Annotated in this window: 19 protein-coding genes and 4 tRNA genes; 11 read left to right on the forward strand and 12 right to left on the reverse strand. The window is 51.7% G+C overall.

Annotated elements, in window-relative coordinates; translation table 11 throughout:
- The first annotated feature begins 7 nt into the window (after positions 1 to 7).
- The 3 genes from ABJV08_RS12390 to ABJV08_RS12400 are packed head-to-tail and all read left to right on the forward strand — an operon-like array spanning position 8 to position 1802.
- Positions 8 to 280: an acyl carrier protein gene (locus tag ABJV08_RS12390; RefSeq protein WP_348037909.1), complete on the forward strand. Its 273-nt coding sequence runs from the start codon at positions 8 to 10 to the stop codon at positions 278 to 280.
- Complete coding sequence (locus tag ABJV08_RS12395; protein ID WP_348052423.1) at positions 277 to 984, forward strand: hypothetical protein; 708 nt, start codon at positions 277 to 279, stop codon at positions 982 to 984. Before ABJV08_RS12390 ends, ABJV08_RS12395 begins: the two co-directional genes overlap by 4 nt.
- A complete protein-coding gene (locus tag ABJV08_RS12400) occupies positions 969 to 1802 on the forward strand; it encodes a hydrolase 1, exosortase A system-associated (protein WP_348037905.1) in 834 nt (277 codons plus the stop codon). Before ABJV08_RS12395 ends, ABJV08_RS12400 begins: the two co-directional genes overlap by 16 nt.
- On the opposite strand, the gene trxB is transcribed toward ABJV08_RS12400, so the two are convergent.
- Positions 1803 to 2768, reverse strand: a complete 966-nt coding sequence (gene trxB / locus ABJV08_RS12405) for a thioredoxin-disulfide reductase (protein ID WP_348037903.1) — start codon at positions 2766 to 2768, stop codon at positions 1803 to 1805.
- Between the two features lie 513 nt (positions 2769 to 3281).
- On the opposite strand from trxB, the gene ABJV08_RS12410 reads away from it, so the two are divergent.
- Entirely contained in the window at positions 3282 to 5213 is a 1932-nt protein-coding gene (locus ABJV08_RS12410; RefSeq protein ID WP_348037901.1) for an EAL domain-containing protein, read from the forward strand.
- A gap of 82 nt (positions 5214 to 5295) precedes the next feature.
- On the opposite strand, the gene ABJV08_RS12415 is transcribed toward ABJV08_RS12410, so the two are convergent.
- A tRNA-Met gene (locus ABJV08_RS12415) sits at positions 5296 to 5372 on the reverse strand.
- Between the two features lie 179 nt (positions 5373 to 5551).
- On the opposite strand from ABJV08_RS12415, the gene ABJV08_RS12420 reads away from it, so the two are divergent.
- Complete coding sequence (locus ABJV08_RS12420; protein ID WP_348037899.1) at positions 5552 to 6787, forward strand: FAD-dependent oxidoreductase; 1236 nt, start codon at positions 5552 to 5554, stop codon at positions 6785 to 6787.
- On the opposite strand, the gene ABJV08_RS12425 is transcribed toward ABJV08_RS12420, so the two are convergent.
- The gene (locus ABJV08_RS12425; RefSeq protein ID WP_348037897.1) at positions 6784 to 7302 is read right to left on the reverse strand and encodes a 2'-5' RNA ligase family protein; all 519 of its coding nucleotides are present in this window, start codon (positions 7300 to 7302) and stop codon (positions 6784 to 6786) included. The two genes, ABJV08_RS12420 and ABJV08_RS12425, sit on opposite strands and share 4 nt — an antisense overlap.
- 76 nt (positions 7303 to 7378) lie before the next feature.
- Positions 7379 to 7918 carry a peroxiredoxin gene (locus tag ABJV08_RS12430; protein ID WP_348038212.1) on the reverse strand — a complete coding sequence of 180 codons (540 nt, stop codon included), beginning with the start codon at positions 7916 to 7918 and terminating at the stop codon, positions 7379 to 7381.
- 169 nt (positions 7919 to 8087) lie between these two features.
- Here ABJV08_RS12430 and ABJV08_RS12435 point away from each other — a divergent pair, with 169 nt between their 5' ends.
- Positions 8088 to 8519: a hypothetical protein gene (locus ABJV08_RS12435; protein WP_348037895.1), complete on the forward strand. Its 432-nt coding sequence runs from the start codon at positions 8088 to 8090 to the stop codon at positions 8517 to 8519.
- 1 nt (position 8520) lies between these two features.
- Here the strand turns inward: ABJV08_RS12435 and ABJV08_RS12440 are convergent, their stop codons facing one another.
- A complete protein-coding gene (locus tag ABJV08_RS12440) occupies positions 8521 to 9348 on the reverse strand; it encodes a queuosine precursor transporter (RefSeq protein ID WP_348037893.1) in 828 nt (275 codons plus the stop codon).
- A gap of 105 nt (positions 9349 to 9453) precedes the next feature.
- Between ABJV08_RS12440 and ABJV08_RS12445 the strand changes: the two genes are divergently transcribed.
- A tRNA-Arg gene (locus ABJV08_RS12445) sits at positions 9454 to 9530 on the forward strand.
- 473 nt (positions 9531 to 10003) lie between these two features.
- On the opposite strand, the gene ABJV08_RS12450 is transcribed toward ABJV08_RS12445, so the two are convergent.
- Together ABJV08_RS12450 and ABJV08_RS12455 are read right to left on the reverse strand one after the other, a co-directional pair.
- Positions 10004 to 10564, reverse strand: coding sequence for an HD domain-containing protein (locus ABJV08_RS12450; protein WP_348037891.1), 561 nt, complete (start codon positions 10562 to 10564; stop codon positions 10004 to 10006).
- A 93-nt stretch (positions 10565 to 10657) separates the two neighbouring features.
- Positions 10658 to 11506 (reverse strand): NUDIX hydrolase, encoded by an 849-nt coding sequence (locus tag ABJV08_RS12455; RefSeq protein WP_348037889.1) that lies wholly within the window; start codon positions 11504 to 11506, stop codon positions 10658 to 10660.
- A 104-nt stretch (positions 11507 to 11610) separates the two neighbouring features.
- Between ABJV08_RS12455 and ABJV08_RS12460 the strand changes: the two genes are divergently transcribed.
- A complete protein-coding gene (locus ABJV08_RS12460) occupies positions 11611 to 12198 on the forward strand; it encodes a DUF4126 domain-containing protein (RefSeq protein WP_348037887.1) in 588 nt (195 codons plus the stop codon).
- A 54-nt stretch (positions 12199 to 12252) separates the two neighbouring features.
- Here the strand turns inward: ABJV08_RS12460 and ABJV08_RS12465 are convergent.
- The 4 genes from ABJV08_RS12465 to ABJV08_RS12480 form a co-directional block, all read right to left on the reverse strand.
- A tRNA-Pro gene (locus ABJV08_RS12465) sits at positions 12253 to 12329 on the reverse strand.
- A 105-nt stretch (positions 12330 to 12434) separates the two neighbouring features.
- A tRNA-Ile gene (locus tag ABJV08_RS12470) sits at positions 12435 to 12511 on the reverse strand.
- Between the two features lie 109 nt (positions 12512 to 12620).
- A complete protein-coding gene (locus tag ABJV08_RS12475; protein ID WP_348037885.1) occupies positions 12621 to 13607 on the reverse strand; it encodes a polysaccharide deacetylase family protein in 987 nt (328 codons plus the stop codon).
- A gap of 80 nt (positions 13608 to 13687) precedes the next feature.
- Positions 13688 to 15361 (reverse strand): histidine kinase dimerization/phospho-acceptor domain-containing protein, encoded by a 1674-nt coding sequence (locus ABJV08_RS12480; RefSeq protein ID WP_348037883.1) that lies wholly within the window; start codon positions 15359 to 15361, stop codon positions 13688 to 13690.
- A gap of 179 nt (positions 15362 to 15540) precedes the next feature.
- Between ABJV08_RS12480 and ABJV08_RS12485 the strand changes: the two genes are divergently transcribed.
- The gene (locus ABJV08_RS12485; protein ID WP_348037881.1) at positions 15541 to 16014 is read left to right on the forward strand and encodes an Lrp/AsnC family transcriptional regulator; all 474 of its coding nucleotides are present in this window, start codon (positions 15541 to 15543) and stop codon (positions 16012 to 16014) included.
- A 47-nt stretch (positions 16015 to 16061) separates the two neighbouring features.
- On the opposite strand, the gene ABJV08_RS12490 is transcribed toward ABJV08_RS12485, so the two are convergent.
- Positions 16062 to 17357, reverse strand: coding sequence for a hypothetical protein (locus ABJV08_RS12490; protein ID WP_348037879.1), 1296 nt, complete (start codon positions 17355 to 17357; stop codon positions 16062 to 16064).
- A 188-nt stretch (positions 17358 to 17545) separates the two neighbouring features.
- Between ABJV08_RS12490 and yaaA the strand changes: the two genes are divergently transcribed.
- Together yaaA and ABJV08_RS12500 are read left to right on the forward strand one after the other, a co-directional pair.
- A complete protein-coding gene (yaaA, locus tag ABJV08_RS12495; RefSeq protein ID WP_348037877.1) occupies positions 17546 to 18304 on the forward strand; it encodes a peroxide stress protein YaaA in 759 nt (252 codons plus the stop codon).
- Positions 18301 to 19005: an SDR family NAD(P)-dependent oxidoreductase gene (locus tag ABJV08_RS12500; RefSeq protein WP_348037875.1), complete on the forward strand. Its 705-nt coding sequence runs from the start codon at positions 18301 to 18303 to the stop codon at positions 19003 to 19005. Before yaaA ends, ABJV08_RS12500 begins: the two co-directional genes overlap by 4 nt.
- Positions 19006 to 19036 lie beyond the last annotated feature (31 nt).

Consider the following 19036-nt stretch of genomic DNA (forward strand, 5'->3'; position numbering starts at 1 on the left):
TTTATGAATGCAAAATGAGGTCGAGTTAACGCCGGAAGCCGCCGTGCGTGCCGTAATGCGGGACATTTTGGGTCTGAGCGAAGAGCAGGTTGCGGAATTCACCGCTGAAACCGAGCTTTTCGGTGCTCTCCCGGAGTTGGATAGCATGGCCGTTGCCGGGTTGTTGACCGAATTGGAAGATCGTCTCGATATCATGATCGAAGATGATGAAGTCGACGGTGAACTGTTTGAAACCTTTGGCAACCTGGTCGCTTTCGCTGAGACGAAAGTCACAGAGTGAACCCGGTTCCCGCATTCGTCTCTTACGAATTTGCGGGCCGCGAAGAACTTTGCTTGTGCGCCGGGGCCCAGTCTCTGCGCCGCATCCTGCTCGTTCCACCCCTATTTGACGAAATGAACCGCATGCGCAAAATGCTGGTCGATGTCATGCACTCCCTCGAAGCGCTCGATATCGGAAGCTTTCTTCCTGACCTTCCTGGCACCAATGAGAGCTTTGTAGCCCTGGAAACGGTCACCCTGTCCGACTGGCAAAACGCCGTCAAAGCCTGCGCACAACAAAATGATATTTCCCATATTGCCTCCTTCCGGGGCGGAGTTCTGGCGGTTGCCGGCCTGCCATCTGCCAGTCACTGGATTTTCAACCCGGTAAAAGGCGCGACGCTCCTGCGAACGATGCTTCGAACCAAGGTTGCCTCTGATAAGGAATCCGGGTTCAGCACAAGCGTCGCCGAACTGACCAGTCGAGCCGAAGCAAACCCTCTCGAACTCGCGGGGAACATAGTTGGCTCCGACCTCTTTAAACAGCTCAATAGCGCCGGAATACCGGCATTGGCAAAGCAACGGATCGTCCGTCTGGATTCGGACAACAAGCCCTGTGACGGACAAATCCAAGGATCGGCTCTATGGCTCCGCGCCGAACCCGATGAGGATCCCGCCATGTCTGCCGCCATCGCTCAGGATATCAATGAATGGCTAGGCCTATGACGCGCAGCTTTCATCATTATCCATGCGGAGAAGACACGCTTGGCGCAACTTTGGATTCCGGATCAGAAACAACCGCATTGTTGATCGTCAGCGGCGGCAATGAAATTCGTTCCGGGGCTCATAGCGGTATGGCCCAATTGGCCTTGCAGGTCTCGGAGCAAGGGTTTCCTGTTCTTCGCTATGACCGGCGCGGGATTGGCGAAAGCACCGGTCACAATGACGAGTTTCTTGGCAGTGCCAAAGAAATTGCGGTGGCGGTTCGATTTTTCCGTGAGCAACAGCCACAAATCAAGACCATCCTCGCGTTCGGCAATTGTGACGCAGCAACCTCCTTGGCCTTGTTCGGCCCTGATGCTGGCGTTGATGGCTACATATTGGCCAATCCATGGGTCATCGAAACTGACAATGAACCAGAGACGGAAGCAGCGGTTCCGTCTGCTGCTGCCATCCGCTCGCGATACTGGGACCGGATCAAAAACCCGAAGACAATCATTGACCTTTTCTCAGGCAAAATCGACCTTAAAAAACTTCTCAAAGGTTTGAGGCAGGCCTCTCGTTCAGAAGAAAATAGTGGGCTATCCTTACGATTGCGCGATGCTCTTGTCGCGTTGAACGGTAGAGCAGATCTATTGCTCGCAAAACGCGATACAACCGCGCGGGCTTTTCTCGCCGCTTGGAACAGCAAAGATTTCGAAGCACTCCGCCGGCAATCCAGCATCTCAGTCGAGACGCTCGACAGCGCTTCTCACAGTTTTGCGGATGTCGAAGCCAAAAATTGGCTCACGCAAAAATTATTGGAACGCCTGCGGTCCGTCTGACTATTCTGCTGCGATCAGTTCAAATTCCTGTTCCGCCAGAAACCGCTCCGCATCCAGCGCTGCCATGCAGCCGGTGCCCGCAGCCGTCACGGCCTGACGATAGATATGATCCATGACGTCACCGCAGGCAAATAGTCCTGGAATTTGGGTTTTCGGAGTCCCCGGTTCGACTTCAATATATCCGCCGTCGATCAAATCGAGATGGCCTTTGAAAATCTCTGTTGCTGGCGCATGCCCTATGGCCACGAAGGCACCATCGACTGACAAATGGCTTTTGTCACCGGTCTGAGTGTCAACTAGATCGAGTCCAACAAGGCCAAGAGGATCGCCGCCGCCAACAAAGCGCTCGACATTATGATTCCACAGCACAGAAATTTTGGGGTTGGCGAATAGCCGGTCCTGCAGAATTTTCTCGGCTCTCAGGCTATCGCGACGGTGGATCAGCGTCACATCATCGCTATGATTGGTCATATAGAGCGCTTCTTCCACCGCCGTATTACCGCCGCCAATAACCGCAACTTTTTTGCCGCGGTAGAAAAAACCATCGCAGGTCGCACAGGCCGAAACGCCCTTCCCAGATAATTCTTCTTCACCTGGAAGACCCAGCCATTTGGCCTGCGCTCCGGTTGCGATGACCAGAGTGTCGCCTTCATATATGTCGCCGCCATCGCCAGTCATCCGGAACGGACGTTTGGAGAAATCGACGTCTACAATCGTATCAAAAATGGTGCGTGTTCCGACTTTCTCGGCCTGGGCCTGCATCTCTTCCATCAGCCACGGTCCCTGGATGACATCACGAAATCCGGGATAGTTTTCGACATCGGTGGTGATGGTCAACTGACCGCCAGGCTGCAGACCTTGGACCACAATCGGCTCCATCCCGGCGCGGGCACCATAGATGGCGGCCGACAATCCGGCGGGTCCAGAGCCCAAAATGAGCATTTTAGTGCGATGCGTTTCAGCCATAGTTCATTCCTGATGATGATTCTGTCATTAGCAAATAGGGATGCCCACTACCGGTAGGCAAGACCTATCACGAGCTAGATATGCCAAGAATATATTTGGGCAGGAAAAGGAACTTTTCCAATCCAACGATCTAATCCCATTTTGAACCGGAAAATAGGAGGACAATCATCTATTATTCTAGCTGGCCGCGGGGCTTTCGACAAAAGCCTGATCGAGAGCGATCTCTGGTTTCGGTCCAGTTTTCGCCGCTGTTGGTCAAATTTGAAGAGCTTTGGGGCACATAGGATTGGACGTCTTTTGCAAACCTCTGCAGTTCAGAAACGTACGTATCAACATAGATCAGTTTATCTCCACATGTAAAACCTTGTTCTCTCCCAAGTGCTTGTTAATTATTTGAGGATATCGGTCCTTTCGAACCGGAGACCAGACGGGTTTGACTTGTTGCAGAGATGATCCGCAACTTCATCGCAAAACCAATACTCTGGAAACCCGTGTGATGAGGGAGGGTGGCACATGTTTGGACAATTTATCGACAACGCGCCGTCCTCCAACGGTTCGGATACGGATACGATCGTTGCCCAGACATATAGGCCCATAATCCGGGGCTATTTTGGCGTCGCTGCGGTCTACTACCTGATTATGACTGCCGCCCATTTTTTGGCGCTTGACGGAATCAATCTCGTGATCTTGGCGGCAGCGTCCATAACCGCCAGCATTGCTACCATATTCGCGTGGTACATCTTGCGGGAACCGTTGCCGATCGAGAAGATGGAAGCCTTGACCTGCTTTATCAACTTGCTCGTCCTCACCAATGTCATGATTGCGCTGCAAATTGAATTTGCGCAGGCGAAGCTCATTTATTTCATCATGATGGCCATGGTCTTCGCTTTTGCTAGCGTCAGCATGAGACAGGCCATCCTGTCGCTCACTTCCGTGCTTGGCGGACTATTTTATGAGCTTCTCATCCACGACATTAATCAGCTCGCAGTCTATGGATTTATTTCCTTTGCGGCAGCGCTCAGCGCCGTTGCCATCACATTTTTTTTACGGCGATCCATCGGCTTGGCCGTTTCCGCAAAGCTCGAAGCCGAAATCGGATTGAAAGAGGCACAAAAAATTGGTGAAACCATGCGTCAGAGATCACTCTCGGACAGCTTGACCGGGTTACCAAACCGAAGAGCTTTTTTTGAAACGCTCACGACATATAAGCTGGAATCGGATACAACCGGCGGTTCCTGGTTGATCTTGCTCGATCTGGATGGCTTCAAAGCCGTGAACGACGGCTATGGTCACATCATGGGTGACGAGCTGCTAAAGGCGGTGGCATCGCGATTGCGAGACTATTGTGATGGCGATGCCCATGTCAGTCGCACCGGCGGTGACGAATTCAATGTTATTCTATTCAGTGATGCCAAAAAAGAAATCGTCGAATCCTGGTGCCAGGGCCTGCTCGAAATCATTGCAGAAATCTATCAGATTGAAGACCGGCTTATTCAAATATCGGGATCGATCGGTTGTCATCAGATCATCCCAGACCTTTCCGACACGCAAATAATCCGCAACGCCGACTATGCACTTTTGCACGCCAAACGACATGGCAAGAACCGGGTGATCGTTTTCCGGGAAGAACATGCAAAGGACGCGGCAGAACGTTTTAAGATTGAACAGGCGTTGCGCGTTGCAGATTTTGATGCAGAGATTGAACTGCTCTTCCAGCCACAATTTTCATTGGGACAGAATGAAATTACCCGCGCTGAGGCTCTCGCCCGTTGGGATAGCCCCATATTGGGTGAAATAGGGCCCGATCGTTTCATCAAAATTGCAGAAGAAAGTGGCTTGATTGCAAGCATTACGTTGTCAGTGCTTGAGAAGGCCATCGCGGCACTCAAAAGCTGGCAAGCGCCCATCCCGCTCTCGATCAACCTGTCCGGCCATGATCTGATTTCCGATCAGATCATCAATCAGATCATTCAAATGATCAAAGACAGCGACCTTGAACCCTCATTGCTTGAATTTGAAGTGACCGAAACGGCGATGATGGCCGACACTCAAAAAGCCAGCAACAATCTGCTGCGTCTGACGGAACTTGGCCATCCCGTCGCGCTTGACGATTTCGGGACCGGATATTCCAATTTCAACTATCTGAGAACATTGCCGATAAGCAAGCTCAAGGTGGACCGTTCCTTCATGCAAAACCTAACCGATCCGATGACCGAGAAAATTCTGCATTCCCTATCAGGAATGGCAAGAACACTGGATGTTGAATGCCTTCTTGAAGGTATCGAGAATGAGTTGGAGTTGATCATGGCCAAACGCGTGGGTGCCCAGTCTGTACAAGGGTATCTCTTTGGCATGCCGATGAGCGCCAACGAGCTGGTTGAATGTTTGGAAGCGCAATCGATAGAGAACCAACTGCAGGATTTGAAAAAAATTGCAGGGAAGTAAAGCCGAAGCTTCACGACGCTTGAGCTAGTTTAATCGAGAATAATCTCTGCCCAGCATAGGCGAATTTCTGCCATTTCTAAAATGGTAGCGGAGGAGGGACTCGAACCCCCGACACATGGATTATGATTCCACTGCTCTAACCACCTGAGCTACTCCGCCATCCGGTCTCGGCGATCATCAAAATCGTCACGAAACGCTGTCTGGACGGCGGCGCTATAGTCACAGCGTCCGGTCTGGTCAACAACATGAAGACAGAAATACGCTAAAACTTGCACGGCCAATGCTATCCGCGCTAACAGCACGTTTTATAGGCCGATATGTGGCACCAAGGGGCAAAGATGAACGCATTTTATGACATATTGATTGTTGGCGCCGGCCACGCAGGCGCACAAGCCGCCATTGCTTTGCGCCAAAAGAAGTTTGAAGGTTCTATAGGTCTGGTCGGAAACGAGAAATATCCGCCCTATGAACGCCCTCCCCTTTCCAAAGAATATCTTGCTGGCGACAAGCCATTTGAGCGGATTTTGCTGCGGCCCGAGAGCTTCTGGGGCGAACGCAATATTGATCTGCTGACAGGTCGCAGAGTATCAAAGCTCGATCCTGTCGGAAAAAAGGTCACTCTGACGTCGGATGATGAGATTAGCTATGACAAGCTGATCTGGGCAACGGGCGGTTCTCCGCGCATGCTCGATTGTCCCGGCAGTCAGGCGCGCAACATCCATGCTGTCCGTTCCCGCGCCGACGTCGACAAGATCATGTCAGCGTTGCCGACGGTCAATAAGGTCGTCGTGGTCGGCGGTGGCTATATCGGGCTGGAAGCGGCCGCTGTGCTGACCAAATTGGGCAAGCAGGTCACGATTGTGGAATCCCTCGACCGGGTTTTGTCCCGGGTGGCTGGCGAAGCGCTGTCTCGCTTCTATGAAAACGAGCATCGCTGTCATGGCGTCACGATAGAATTGGAAGCAACTGTCGCTGGTTTTGAAACCGGCGAGGATGGCATCGCAACCGCAGTGAACCTGGCGGATGGACGATCGTTGGACGGCGATATGTTCGTCGTTGGCATTGGCATCATTCCCGAAACCGGACCGCTCGTAGCGGCAGGCGCGGCGACCGGAAATGGCGTAGATGTGGATCAGCATTGCCGAACCAGTCTGGCAGATATTTATGCTATCGGGGATTGCGCGGCGCACAGCAATCCATTTGCCGACGGCGCGATGATCCGCCTGGAATCGGTCCAGAATGCTAATGACCAGGCGAAGGTCGCTGCCTTAGACATTCTCGGTGAAGAAACCGAATATAATACGGTGCCGTGGTTCTGGTCGAACCAATATGATCTAAAATTGCAAACCGTTGGTCTTTCAACCGGCCATGACAGCAGTGTCGTACGCGGAGATCCCGATTCACGCAGTTTTTCAGTCATCTACTATCGCGATGACAAAGTTGTGGCGCTTGATTGCGTCAACGCTACCAAAGACTATGTCCAAGGCCGCAAAGCCGTGATCGAGGGATTGAGCCTCGACAAGGAAGAAATTGCCAATAGCGATATTCCAATCAAGGAAGTCGGGACAAGCTAGCGCCCGCGGAAGGACCAGTCTCCGATGATCTGCCAAGGGCCATCGAGATAATAATGCAGCCCAATGCCTTGAATGATAAAGGACCGGGGTTCAAATTCGGCGGATAGCTCTTCGAACAAATCCTTCGCCTCTCTGGGAATCACCTTATTTTGGACGGTGATATGCAATCTTGGAGTTTGCTGATCTTGGGCCACGAGCAATCCTGCAAAACGATCGGCCAGTTCCATTCGCATCGCCAACAATTGTGGTGACTCCAAACGATAAGCAACACCGCGCCCCAGATGTATCAGGCCGGAAAGCCGTGCGTCAGGCTTCGGCATGCTGCTGGTCAATTCAACGATAGATGATTTGATCTCATCCAAAGCTTGCGGCGGCAGATGGTGGAAAAGCGTGATATGCGCCGCAACAACGTTGCGTTCCGGCGGGAAATAGCATTTGCGCTGGCTATCCGCCCAAGCGGCATCCGCCTTGCCCATTTGCGCCGTCATGATGATAGGTTTGTTAAGACGCTCCATAAGCTCCGCTCATGGCATAATAGAAAACCGCGAGCAATTTCTCGCTCGCGGTTCGTTTGTTTTGCTGGTCAAAGCCTTAAGTTGAAGCGTTTTCATCCAACCAGTTCAACAGATTCTCCGGCGTTGATTCGACATAGGGATCATTGTCGACACCATCGTCGTTGATACCCGGCTCTTCAAACCATGCGCTGATCACGCCATCGTCGGCAATCATCGAATAGCGCCAGCTGCGATCGCCAAAGCCGAGATGGTTTTTCTTGATCAACATGCCCATGCGGCGGGTAAAATCGCCTGATCCATCAGGAAGCAGTTTCACCTTTTCCAGCCCCAGGGACTTGCCCCATTGATACATCACGAATGCATCGTTGACCGAAATACAATAGACCTCGTCAACGTCACGCGCCTTAAACTCGTCATAGAGACGTTCAAACGCCGGACATTGCTCGTTTGAGCACGTCGGCGTGAAGGCGCCCGGAAGAGAGAAGATCGCGATCCGTTTGCCAGCGAACAGGTCTTTGGTGTTCACATCCTGCCAGCGAAAAGGGTTTTCGCCTTCCACAGATTCATCGCGAACGCGGGTTTTCAAAGTAACTTGGGGGACATTTCTACCGATCATCATTAACTCCATTTGTTTCGATAGCAGATCAATAGCAGCAGATTTTCCATCGTCTAAATTGATTTATATTGCCATACTGATTGCTATAATCACTTACAGACTGGTTTCATTTGATGCTTTTCAGGCATAACGTCAGAATGAAGAAGAACGAGGGGATGGGAGCTATATTATGCAGGAAACAAACAAAGCACCAATCTGGTTTTGGGTATTTGGCGTCGTCGCACTGATATGGAATGCCTTGGGCGTATTCGCTTATTTCCAACAAGTCACCATGAGCGCCGAGCAGTTCGCGGCCCTGCCAGAGGTTCAACAAGACTTGCTTGCCAGCCAGCCTGTCTGGGTATCAGCGGCATTTGCCATAGCTGTTTTTGCCGGCCTGGCGGCTTCCATAGCCTTGCTTGTGCGCAAGCGCATTGCGGTTCGCCTGTTTCTCGTTTCGTTGCTCGGGGTGCTTGTTCAGGTCAGCAGCTATTTCATCATTGACCGTTATCGGGAATTTATGTCCGAACAGGGTTGGACAATGCCAATATTGCTTGCTGTTCTTGCGCTAATTTTTTTTGTGATTTCGCGGTCCGCAGAGAAAAAGAGCCTATTGCACTAAATCAAGACGACGTGCTGAATGGCGTAAAATTGGTATCTTCATCATAGACGTCAACGCCTTCGCGCTGCTTAAGCCATCCGACAGCTATATATGTTACCGGTGTCAACAGCGCCTCCCAAAGCACTTTCAAAAGCCAGTTGGTGACCATGACTTTCACGACCGCCGATGTTTCCCACACGCCCAAAAAGGCCAGCGGATAGAAAATTAAACTGTCGACACCCTGCCCGACAAATGTCGAACCAATGGTGCGACTCCAAAGCGCTTTGCCCTGCGTCCAAACCTTCATCCGCGCCATCACATAGCTGTTCACAAATTCACCGGCCCAGAAAGCGACGATCGAGGCGATAACGATCCGCCAGGCACTGCCGAACACAGCTTCGTAATTCTGCTGGCAGATCGCGCCCTTGTTATCCGGCATGGTGGGATCGGCGAACCGCAGTGCGTCGCTGGCGGGCGGGCATAGCCATCCGTCAAACGGCGGCAGTTTGACCACCACCCAGCTCATCAGCGCGAGAAACAGCAATGCGGCAAAGCCGGTCCAAATAACCCGCCTGGCTCTCGCAAAGCCGTATATCTCGGTCAGCACATCACCAATGACATAGCCGATAGGAAAGAAAAGTATGCCGGCTCCATAGATGAAAAGACCGTCGGCCGCCGGCCACCATCCGTCCGGCCACCAGGATATCTGCAGATAGGTCAGTTTCGCCGCGCCGATAATATTGGAGAGCAGCAACACCGTCACAAAAGCTGCCATCACGAAATCATAATATCGGAACCGATGGCCGGTCTGGCTGGAAGCGGATGTCCGTTGGATAGGGTTATTGTTCATAGACTGTTCTTAACCCAGCATTGCGACAATTCAACATTTATGGCCGACCCACGCAGATCAAAGTTTGCAGCCGCTCAAAAGACCGCTAAAGCGCTCTCTGATTGTGCGCCCGTAGCTCATCTGGATAGAGCGCGAGACTTCTAATCTTGAGGCAGCAGGTTCGAGTCCTGCCGGGCGCACCATCTCTCCCTGGTACACAGAAACATTATGAGGCTTCAGCCGATTTGGATCCGTTAATCCAGCTCGCCAACGCTCTCCGGCAGGTTGTTGGTCCAAACAGGGCGGTTTTAGGGATTGAAAAGATCAATGCCGAGTATCCCTGGGGCGTGAATTCAGTTCCCGACGGTGTGAGCCGCATGGCTATGCTGGATCAAAAAACCAGAGGCATCATAGTCGGAGTGATTATAGCCATCCCTCCACGAATCAGATTCAACAAATGGTTCGTGAGGAGCATTAGTCAGCTGTATTTTGTTAGAGAAAACCATCGATGCTGCGTGACTATAATCTGTCTCTTTGACCCGAACAGAGTCAATTCTTCATGTCGATTCAACAGGTTGAACCGCTGCATCAATATCAATGTGGAGAAACCGTCCATTGGCAATCAACGGTCAACTGAATATGGCTCAATTCAAACTCAGAACGCCCGAAAGCTGGACTATCCAATCGCAATCGGATTGTCGTGGAAGACCTTCCGCATCAAAGGTTCGAAGCTTTCCAGTGAATCGACCTCGAAATCGGGATCAAAGGCCGGGGCATCCCATTCATCGACCAGCTTAACGGCCAGATCATACCATGGCTCATCGACCCACTGCTTTCTCAGGTCCGTCGGCGCGCCCATATAATGATAATAATGTTCGCCCTGAAACGCCTGATGGTTGCGGATTACCTGATAGCTGCCTTCACTAATATATGGCCGCATCATCTCCGCAGCGATAGGTCCATGATTGGGGACGTTCACTGCTTTTCCAATATCATGGCAAAGAGCGATAACGATTTCCTCATCACTAGCCCCTGCCCGGCGAGCAAGCGTGCCCGTCATCAAGCAATGTTGCAGCTGATCACAGGCAAAGCCAAGCGTGTGCTGCTCTAGCGACTTCAGCATATCGATAAAGCGATCCGCGGTATTCTTAAATTCTTCTTTGTGGGCTGCGCCAATAATGTTCCACTCTTCGTGTGTTCCATCTTGCATCTTGGTAAAGGTTGCCTGAGAAGCCATGTCGCATTTTCCTTCTATTTTTGATCCCACATAAGGTCTGTATAATTTATCGGTATGACAAGTCCATAGATCAATCTGCGCTTTTGCGTCAGACTATTGGCCCTCTTTTGGACCGCCTTGCTTGCTAAAACCCCGCTGAACGGCCTCCATAGCCTCTGACGTGATCGGATAGCCAATGCCTTCCGGAATGCACAGATGGACGCCATTCTCGCGTTTTTCGATATGAGGAGAAACCATGACCGAGGGATAATCCCTCGTATGGCCAACGGCCTCGTCAAAGGATCCGAATTGGGCAAGCCGCTCAAGATTCCGTTTAGTCGGAAAGATGATCTTCACTTCCCCGGCTTCGGCGCGATCCAGCACGGATTGGGCATTGCCCCAGAAAAGATTGTAATTTTCGGTTTCATCAACCGTCGCCTGCGCCTGATGATCATCATGGGATATCATGTAGAAGCGGGTATCAAAAACCCGCTTTTCCGCAAATGGCGGGCACCAGCGGGAAAATGGTATGAGTTTTTCAAGCTCCAGCTGCCAATCAAACTGGCTGCATATCTCTGCGAGTATCGTGCCGTCATGCAAAGCATTGCGAGCTTCCAAAACGCGCTTGGCATCAAGGTTGCCGTCCACTGCGACCGCTATCCCGGTTTCCTCAATCGATTCCCGAATAGCGGCAATCCGCGCGCCATATTCCTCGTGATCCTCGTGACCGAGCGCCTTAGCGAAATCAAAATCTGCATCATCGACCCGCCCCCCCGGAAAAACAGCGGCACCGGCAGCAAAGACCATTTTTGCCGACCGTTCGACCATCAAGAGATCAGGTGCACTGCTCCCTGGCTGATCACGGAATATGACAAGCGTTGATGCGGGAATAGGCCTAGGCATCGGTTTGCCCGTAATTGCATCCATGGCGGGCGCGTCGCTGTTGCTATTTGATGTGTCCATATATTCATATGACCAGCAAGCAGCTGCTTTGCCAAGTGTTTTGATTGATAGCGCGAGGCCGAAACCAATTTGCCAAATTTCTGCCAACATGGCAGGGTCGTTATATGGGGATTGTAGAGCTATTGGGTTTGGCCGGCAGCGTTAGCTTGATATCAGGCTGGCGCCTCTATCTGACCGTTTTTATAACGGGCCTGGCGATGCGGCTTCAATGGATTAGTCTACCCGAAAACCTGCAAATCCTCGACGCCCTCGCCAACCCTTGGGTCTTAGGCATTAGCGCCCTTGGCGCAGTGGCCGAGTTTTTCGCTGACAAGATTCTCTGGCTCGACAGTGTTTGGGACACGATCCACACCGCGATTCGCCCTCTGGGTGGTGCCCTTTTGGCACTGGCAGTGGTGGATGCCGGCGACCCGGTTTGGCAGGTTATAGTTTTTTTATTGGGTGGTGGCGCTGCGTTGATGAGCCATAGTGCTAAGGCTGGTGCCCGCGCCATCGTCAACACCAGTCCGGAACCTGTGAGCAATGCCGTCGTCTCGACCGGCGAAGACATTGCAACCGGCGGCTTGCTTTTCCTGGCATTCGCCAATCCCATCGTGGCGCTGGTGATAGCCTCGGTGCTATTATGCCTGTGCATAATTTTGGTCTATAAAGGATATAGGCTCTGGCGGAAAATGGTATCCAGCGGCAACTAGCCAATAATGTGGCTATTGCCATGGAAAACGGAGCGCAGCATTCCGTTTAAAAAATGGTCGGGGAGACAGGATTTGAACCTGCGACCCCCTGTACCCAAAACAGGTGCGCTACCAGGCTGCGCCACTCCCCGACGCGCGCTTCCCCTAGGCGGTGCTTTTACGAAAAGCAAAGGGTTTTTCACGCTTCTTTTTGCCGCTGCTCACAAGGCGAGCGATTCACGGCATCTGAAAAAATATGGTGGGCCCGGAGGGACTCGAACCCCCGACCTAGCCGTTATGAGCGGCCAGCTCTAACCAACTGAGCTACAGGCCCTTATGAGCAGCTTTTCCAGGCAAATCTCATTGGAACGGTCCGATAGCGGAAGCTGTTATGATTTGGCAAGAACGATCATCGCGATTCGTCGGTTTGATGGTGTTTATATCTAAACGCCGGATGCAGCCTTCACCAATCGGTCGATATCAATCGGTTTCACGCCCCGCATCTCGAGATGTTCTATAACCTCGCGCCACCAATCATAAAAGCCATCAAGATCTTCTGCCGTCCGGACATAGGGCGTATGTCCAGGGGACAGAGAGGGAGAATGAAAGGAGAAAACCAACAGCCGCAAGCCATCGTCCAACGCAATATCTATCGCTTCCTTGGTCTCGCGGGCGGAAACCCCTTCCGGCGTCAACGGAATGCGCCCGATCATCTGCGTTTTAGACAAAACTGCCGAAATCAATGGCGACTTTTGCATGATCGGCGCCGCCAAGCGCCCTTGCTTGCGCAAAAGACCGGAATAGACCGTTGTCAGAGGCACTTCGAGAAGTTTGTTGTCACCTCCCCACCAGAATGGCTCCGAGCCAACCCCCAAAAAGTCCGGGCCGCCCTGACCACTATAGTCAAAACCCGACCGGATACTGCTATCCATCACAAAACCATGTTTGAGCAAAAGGTCCATTGTATGTGGACCAATGCCATATCGTCCGGCACGATAAATGGTCGGCGTGACACCGATTTTATCGCGAATCACATCGCGCAGTGCCACAAGCTTTTTTTCTTCCAGTTCTTTCGGTAAATTACCCGCAAAGCTGTTGTAATTGTTGACCTCTTCTTCAAACGGTGGATTGATCCAGGGATGAAGGTGAACGCCGATTTCGGCGGATTCATTCTCCGCGACGGCCCGAAGAAAGGATGCGGCATCGTCATCTTCGACGATCGAATAATCGATAAAATAGACCGGTTTGATTCGATATTTCTCGATAAATTCTTGGAATTTTTTCAACATCGGAACCGAAATGGTCGTGTGCCCATCACGCTGGAACGGCGCATTCCAGTCAAATTCTTCTTCCGTGTCGATCGAGATTAAAAAATGTCTGCCAAATTTGTCTGGCCATATGACATGCTGGTCAGGGCTATCGATTTTCATCGGCTTGCTTTCCCGTGCAGAAGTATCTGACAGCGACTTCTCGTCCAAAACAGTCAAAAACTGTGCTGCTTACAGGTTGTCTATTCTAGTTCGGTTTCCCGAATATCGGCTTTGCTAGTCGCCGCTGCCGGTAGGGTCAAGGCAATGTTGTCTTCACTAATGGTCAGCGAACCGCCCGCCGATTGAGCCAGATTCCGTACGAGCCGTAGAGAGAAACCAAGCCCCAAAAGCGAGGATTCACCGCCCTCGTCGTCAATACCCTGTGATGGGTCAAGCAAGATATTTTCTGCAATATCCTTGATCCGCGATGGCCGCGATAATGTGAACTGGTTTGTTGGCTGGACGCCGATTCGTGTTCGCAATTCGCCGTCCAGAGACTCGCCATTTTCACACGAGATTATCGCAGCGGACAACAATCGGGCAAAAATCCGTTCAACCGACTCGCCGTCTAGCGCGAATGGCCGAACCGGTTCTGCTTTGTTGATATTGAGGTCGACCACTTTGCTCTGGGTTAGCCCCTGCAATCGCTGGGTCATCCGGTCAAAAAGCCAATCCGCCTGCGTGGTTCCGGCGACTTCTGATAATTGTCCTGAATCGACCTTTACGGCTATGTCCAGATCTTCAAACCCTGCCAACAGTCGTCGCGCTTCGTCCATGATGTTGCGCGCCAGTGAGCGATATTCATGGGATGCCGGCCCGAACAGCTGTTGTTCGATAATCTCGCTAAACCCGATCACGGCATTGAGAGGCGTACGCAATTCATGGATCAGCTGCTGCAACTGTTCGCGGCGCTCGACATCAATACCGTTGTGACCGGCGTCTTCTGCCACGTTCGGGCGTCGCATAATGCCGCGATAGCCCTCGAAACGTCCGGTTTCTTCACTAAAATACGGAATTGCACTCATCCGCCAATTGCCCGCGACGATAGCCGCCCCGCGCAACCGCATACGGGCATTTTCCATCGGCATGCGTTGCCGAAAGGCTGCCGCACCATAAGCGTCTGGGCCAGGCCCTTCATCAAAAGCCGGTTGGGCTATGGTAACACCCACAATGGCGCCCTTGGGCGGTCCTTCTGTCCAGACGACAGTTCCTGTTTCGTCGGTTTCAAATCTAATGGACTCTAGCGACTCAACAAAGAAGCTCTTGTTGCCGCCATTGTCGATCGGCGCGCTTGGCGGATCGACCGGTCGATTTTTCTGATAATCGGCAATTTTTTCGACCAGAGCTCTTATCTGGGATCCTTCTGGATGTTCGGCGGGATCACTATTGGCAATTTCAGTAGAATCGATTGCAATGTCCTGACCCGAACTTTGCTCCACCGGAGGCGTCTTGTGTTCAACAACAGGAGGTGCCTCATCCGACTGGTCATCGACAATCGCACTGCCCTTGGTTTGCAAACGTGCTTGTGCCCGCGGCGACAGTCTAGGAAACGCATCGGCACAAATTTCCGGCGTCAAATCTGCCGATGTCATTGCCGCATCGCAAACAGCATCGGTATCAGCGCTTAGATAGACCAGCAAGGGAGCGGATCGCAGACGACCGGCCAGTGATTGCACCGCAGACAGCCGATCCTGCTCGGAAACATGGTCATGCAGGTCACGTAATCGAGTCAAACCCAATTGTACGTCCTGATTGCCCAAGTCGCCAGGTTTCTGCGCCAATAGATCGATCACCTGCCGCCATTGCATCGCTGCGGCAGGGCCTTCCGGCAGGCTCCCCTTGAGCACGGTATTCAGACGGTCATCGAAGCGCAATTTTAGATCCTGAAAATCGTTGTTTTTGTACAACTGTTAACTGGGTGATAACCTTTTCATCGATCGACTGGAAGCAAACAAAATGTCGCGTCACAATGTGGGACAAAGGAGAAAGCATTGCTTGGTCTGCTTATTATATTATAACGATCAAATGATTCGCGAACGGATATTACACCTCTATGGCTGATACAAACCTCGATGAAATTGATCTGAAAATTTTGCAACGCCTGCAAGATGATGGTCGCATTACCAATGTAGAACTTGCCAATAGCGTTGGCTTAACAGCGCCGCCTTGTCTGCGGCGCATGCGCGCACTGGAAGACGAAAAAGTAATAGAATCCTACCACGCAGCCATAAATCCAGCCAAAATGGGTTATACAATCACGGTATTCGCGATGGTTAGCTTGAAGAGTCAGGCCGAAACGGATTTGCAGGCTTTTGAAGACCATGTGCAAGAACTACCCGAAGTGCGCGAATGCTACATGTTGAATGGTGAAATTGATTTTATTTTGAAAGTCGTCGCGAAAGACCTGCAACAATTTCAGAGTTTTCTGACCAGTCAACTGACTTCGGCCCCCAATGTGGCTAGCGTCAAAACATCACTCACGATCCGGTCTGCCAAACATTTACCGGGCGTTCCCATTCAGGAATAAAAAAGGGCGCCAAAGGCGCCCTTTCTATAATAATCTCACTCGACAGCTTAGGTAGCTGGTTCCGCTGCTGGAGCAACGGCCGGTGCGGCTTGAGCCGCTTGCTGGCCGATCCAGGTCTGCCACATGGCAGCCAGTGGTGCACGGGTGCCCGAGACTTTAACAAAGGACTGCTTTGCCGCTGCGAGATCCCCGGCATAAGCATGGGCAGTACCAATGCCCATATTGCCGCGATTGATATCCGCGCCAGGCTTGGCAAGTCCGGCTTCATAAAAAGCCACAGCTTTGCCGAAGTCTTTGTAGCCCAGCCAAACGTCAGCAAAATTCATCATCACAGAGCTGCTGCCGGATCCACGGACACCCGAAGGTTGCTTCGGAAGCGACGCCCGGTCTGCCGACAATTCACGCCTAGCAGGAGCCAGAACTTCAGAGATCAGCGGGTTAGACGAACTGATCAAGCCCTTTTTTTGCCCTTCTTCCAAGACGGCGACCACTTCACCGAACAGATTTTTGCGCTGAGCCTCTTCGGCAAATTCTTGATAGTCACGAGCCGTTTTCAGCGAATCCGTGGCTTTCATAAAACGTAGAACTTCAAGGTTCTGAACGCTATCAGATTGCGATGTCCGACGACTTGCCGCGACCGCATCACCCCAGGAATCTCCAGAAGGATATGCTGCCGCCCATTTTGCAGCCCAAGTTGCATAAAGCCCCTTGTCGCCGCTTGCCAGCGCCCGGTCACGAGCCAGACGATACCATGATTCTGGCGGCTTGGTCGCAGAAGCATTGGCATTGTTGAGAATCTCGTCCCATTTTGCCAAACCTTGTGGATAGAGTTTCCGTTTAAAGAAGGTCTCCGCCATCAACGGCTCGATATTGTTCGCGCGATAACCAAGGTCATAGGCGGCCTGGAACCGGGTTGCGGCATCAGCCCAACGCTCTGCACCATATGCAAAATTACCGGCAAAAAAGTTAAACGCTGGCAACTGCTCAGCGGCGGTGCGGCCGCTGTCAAGAGAAGCAATTATGCCTTGCTCCTGCAATGCCGTGTCTTTCAATTTACCGCCAAGCTGAATAGCCAATTGCCCGGCCACAAAGCGATCATCAGCAGCCAGAGTTTCCGCGAGCAGCGCTGTGATCAACGGCTTCGCGGTCTCGGGCGTTTCTGTCGCCATTGCGGTCTGAATTTCTGCCACTCTTGGCCGAATTTCTTTGCTGATTTTGATCTCAGAGCCTTTGTCTTTTTTCTTCTTTTTGGCGGCTTGAGCATCCTGTGGCATCGCCGTTAATGCGAGCGTGCCAGCGGTTGCCAACGCAATGGCCATGGAAAAATTAGATAAAAAACGCATGAATATCCTCCGGATGATTTACAAATTGGGAGAAACGGGTTCTCCGGAATATGGTTGCACCATATAATCTTGGCCCTATTACCAAGCTTTCACCGCTTTTCTAGGGTAAATCCGCTGAATAGGGGTTGAACAATTGCCGTCCAGGGTCGCTGTTCAGCACCCCATATCGTATAATGAGGTAAAATCGCGTGCTTGCAATCATTTCTCCCGCCAAATCTCTGGATTTTGAGTCCGCCATTCCTGCGACAGCGTCGACAAAAAACCGCTTTCCTGCAGAAACGGAGAAGCTCGCGAACGCGATAGGCAATCTCACCAAGAAGAAGCTCCAGACCATCATGCCGGTCTCCGACAATTTGATCGCCCTCAACCGACAAAGATATAGTGCATTTTTCGATCAGCCAGAACGCCCTGCGATCTATGCCTATAATGGAGACGTCTATTCAGGGTTTGAAGCGCAGAGCCTGGGCGAAGACACGATGTCTTTCGCACAGGACCATTTGCGTATCCTCTCCGGCCTCTACGGGCTGCTCCGTCCTTTCGACCCCATTCGGCCGCATCGCTTGGAAATGGGCACAAAATGGGCCCCGCGCTACAATAAGCTTACGGATTTCTGGAAAGACAAAATTGCCCAAGCTTTGGCAGCGGACCTTGAACAAATTGGTAGCGAAACCATCGTCAATCTGGCGAGCAATGAATATTGGGCTTCTGTAAAACCCCATGTCGCAAAGCTGCTTGGGCGAGTGATTGAAGTGGATTTTCGCAAAGACAGCCCGGATGGCCCCAAGTTCATAAGCTTTGAAGCCAAACGCGCGCGCGGAATGATGGCACGTTATATATGCGAGAACCATCTCACCGATCCGGACGCGCTCAAGGGATTTGACCATGACGGCTATCGCTTTGATGCAGAGAGTAGTACCGATAACAGCCTCCGCTTCATCCGCAGATGATCGGACAATCCGCCGTCATTTTCGGCGCAAACGGGGGTATTGGTTCCGCCGTCGCCGATGCGCTTGCAGCGGATTCCCGATTTGACAAAATTATTCGCTTCTCCCGCTCTGAAAAAAGCCCCTTACCTGTCGATATAACGTCAGAAAAAAGCATCGAAGAAGCAGCCATATGGTTGCAAGATCAGAACATTACGCCATCTATTGTTTTTGTCGCCACCGGCTTGCTCCACGACCATAGCAAAGGTCCGGAAAAAAACTTCCGTCAATTGGATGCTGACTGGTTGTTGAAAAGCTATCAGGTCAATGCCGTTGGCCCTGCCCTCATTGCCAAATATTTTCTTCCGCTCATGGTACGAAAAGAAGCCATAAGATTCGCCGTGCTTTCGGCCAGGGTCGGCAGCATATCAGACAATCATCTGGGTGGCTGGTACGGCTATCGGGCCGCAAAAGCCGGGCTCAATATGATGATCCGTAATCTGTCGATCGAATGGTCACGAAAGAACGACCGATCCATAATCGTGGCTCTGCATCCGGGCACGGTCGACACAGCGCTCAGCAAACCATTCCAAAGCAATGTTCCGGACGAGAAATTGTTCGATTCCAATCGTGCCGCACAGCAGCTTGTTGATGTTCTTGATGCGCTAAGACCCGCGGATAGCGGCAAAATTTTCGCATGGGACGGAGCCGAAATCCAACCCTGATTTCTGCCGCGGAATATTATTGTAAAATTGA

This window comes from Parasphingorhabdus sp., assembly GCF_039982395.1.
GTDB lineage: Bacteria > Pseudomonadota > Alphaproteobacteria > Sphingomonadales > Sphingomonadaceae > Parasphingorhabdus.

Coding starts and splice junctions, on each gene's coding strand:
- ABJV08_RS12390 (WP_348037909.1), top strand. CDS start 8: ATGCAAAATGAGGTCGAGTTAACGCCGGAAGCCGCCGTGCGTGCCGTA.
- ABJV08_RS12400 (WP_348037905.1), top strand. CDS start 969: ATGGCTAGGCCTATGACGCGCAGCTTTCATCATTATCCATGCGGAGAA.
- trxB (WP_348037903.1), bottom strand. CDS start 2,768: ATGGCTGAAACGCATCGCACTAAAATGCTCATTTTGGGCTCTGGACCC.
- ABJV08_RS12410 (WP_348037901.1), top strand. CDS start 3,282: ATGTTTGGACAATTTATCGACAACGCGCCGTCCTCCAACGGTTCGGAT.
- ABJV08_RS12420 (WP_348037899.1), top strand. CDS start 5,552: ATGAACGCATTTTATGACATATTGATTGTTGGCGCCGGCCACGCAGGC.
- ABJV08_RS12425 (WP_348037897.1), bottom strand. CDS start 7,302: ATGGAGCGTCTTAACAAACCTATCATCATGACGGCGCAAATGGGCAAG.
- ABJV08_RS12430 (WP_348038212.1), bottom strand. CDS start 7,918: ATGATCGGTAGAAATGTCCCCCAAGTTACTTTGAAAACCCGCGTTCGC.
- ABJV08_RS12435 (WP_348037895.1), top strand. CDS start 8,088: ATGCAGGAAACAAACAAAGCACCAATCTGGTTTTGGGTATTTGGCGTC.
- ABJV08_RS12440 (WP_348037893.1), bottom strand. CDS start 9,348: ATGAACAATAACCCTATCCAACGGACATCCGCTTCCAGCCAGACCGGC.
- ABJV08_RS12450 (WP_348037891.1), bottom strand. CDS start 10,564: ATGGCTTCTCAGGCAACCTTTACCAAGATGCAAGATGGAACACACGAA.
- ABJV08_RS12455 (WP_348037889.1), bottom strand. CDS start 11,506: ATGGACACATCAAATAGCAACAGCGACGCGCCCGCCATGGATGCAATT.
- ABJV08_RS12460 (WP_348037887.1), top strand. CDS start 11,611: ATGGGGATTGTAGAGCTATTGGGTTTGGCCGGCAGCGTTAGCTTGATA.
- ABJV08_RS12475 (WP_348037885.1), bottom strand. CDS start 13,607: ATGAAAATCGATAGCCCTGACCAGCATGTCATATGGCCAGACAAATTT.
- ABJV08_RS12485 (WP_348037881.1), top strand. CDS start 15,541: ATGGCTGATACAAACCTCGATGAAATTGATCTGAAAATTTTGCAACGC.
- ABJV08_RS12490 (WP_348037879.1), bottom strand. CDS start 17,357: ATGCGTTTTTTATCTAATTTTTCCATGGCCATTGCGTTGGCAACCGCT.
- ABJV08_RS12500 (WP_348037875.1), top strand. CDS start 18,301: ATGATCGGACAATCCGCCGTCATTTTCGGCGCAAACGGGGGTATTGGT.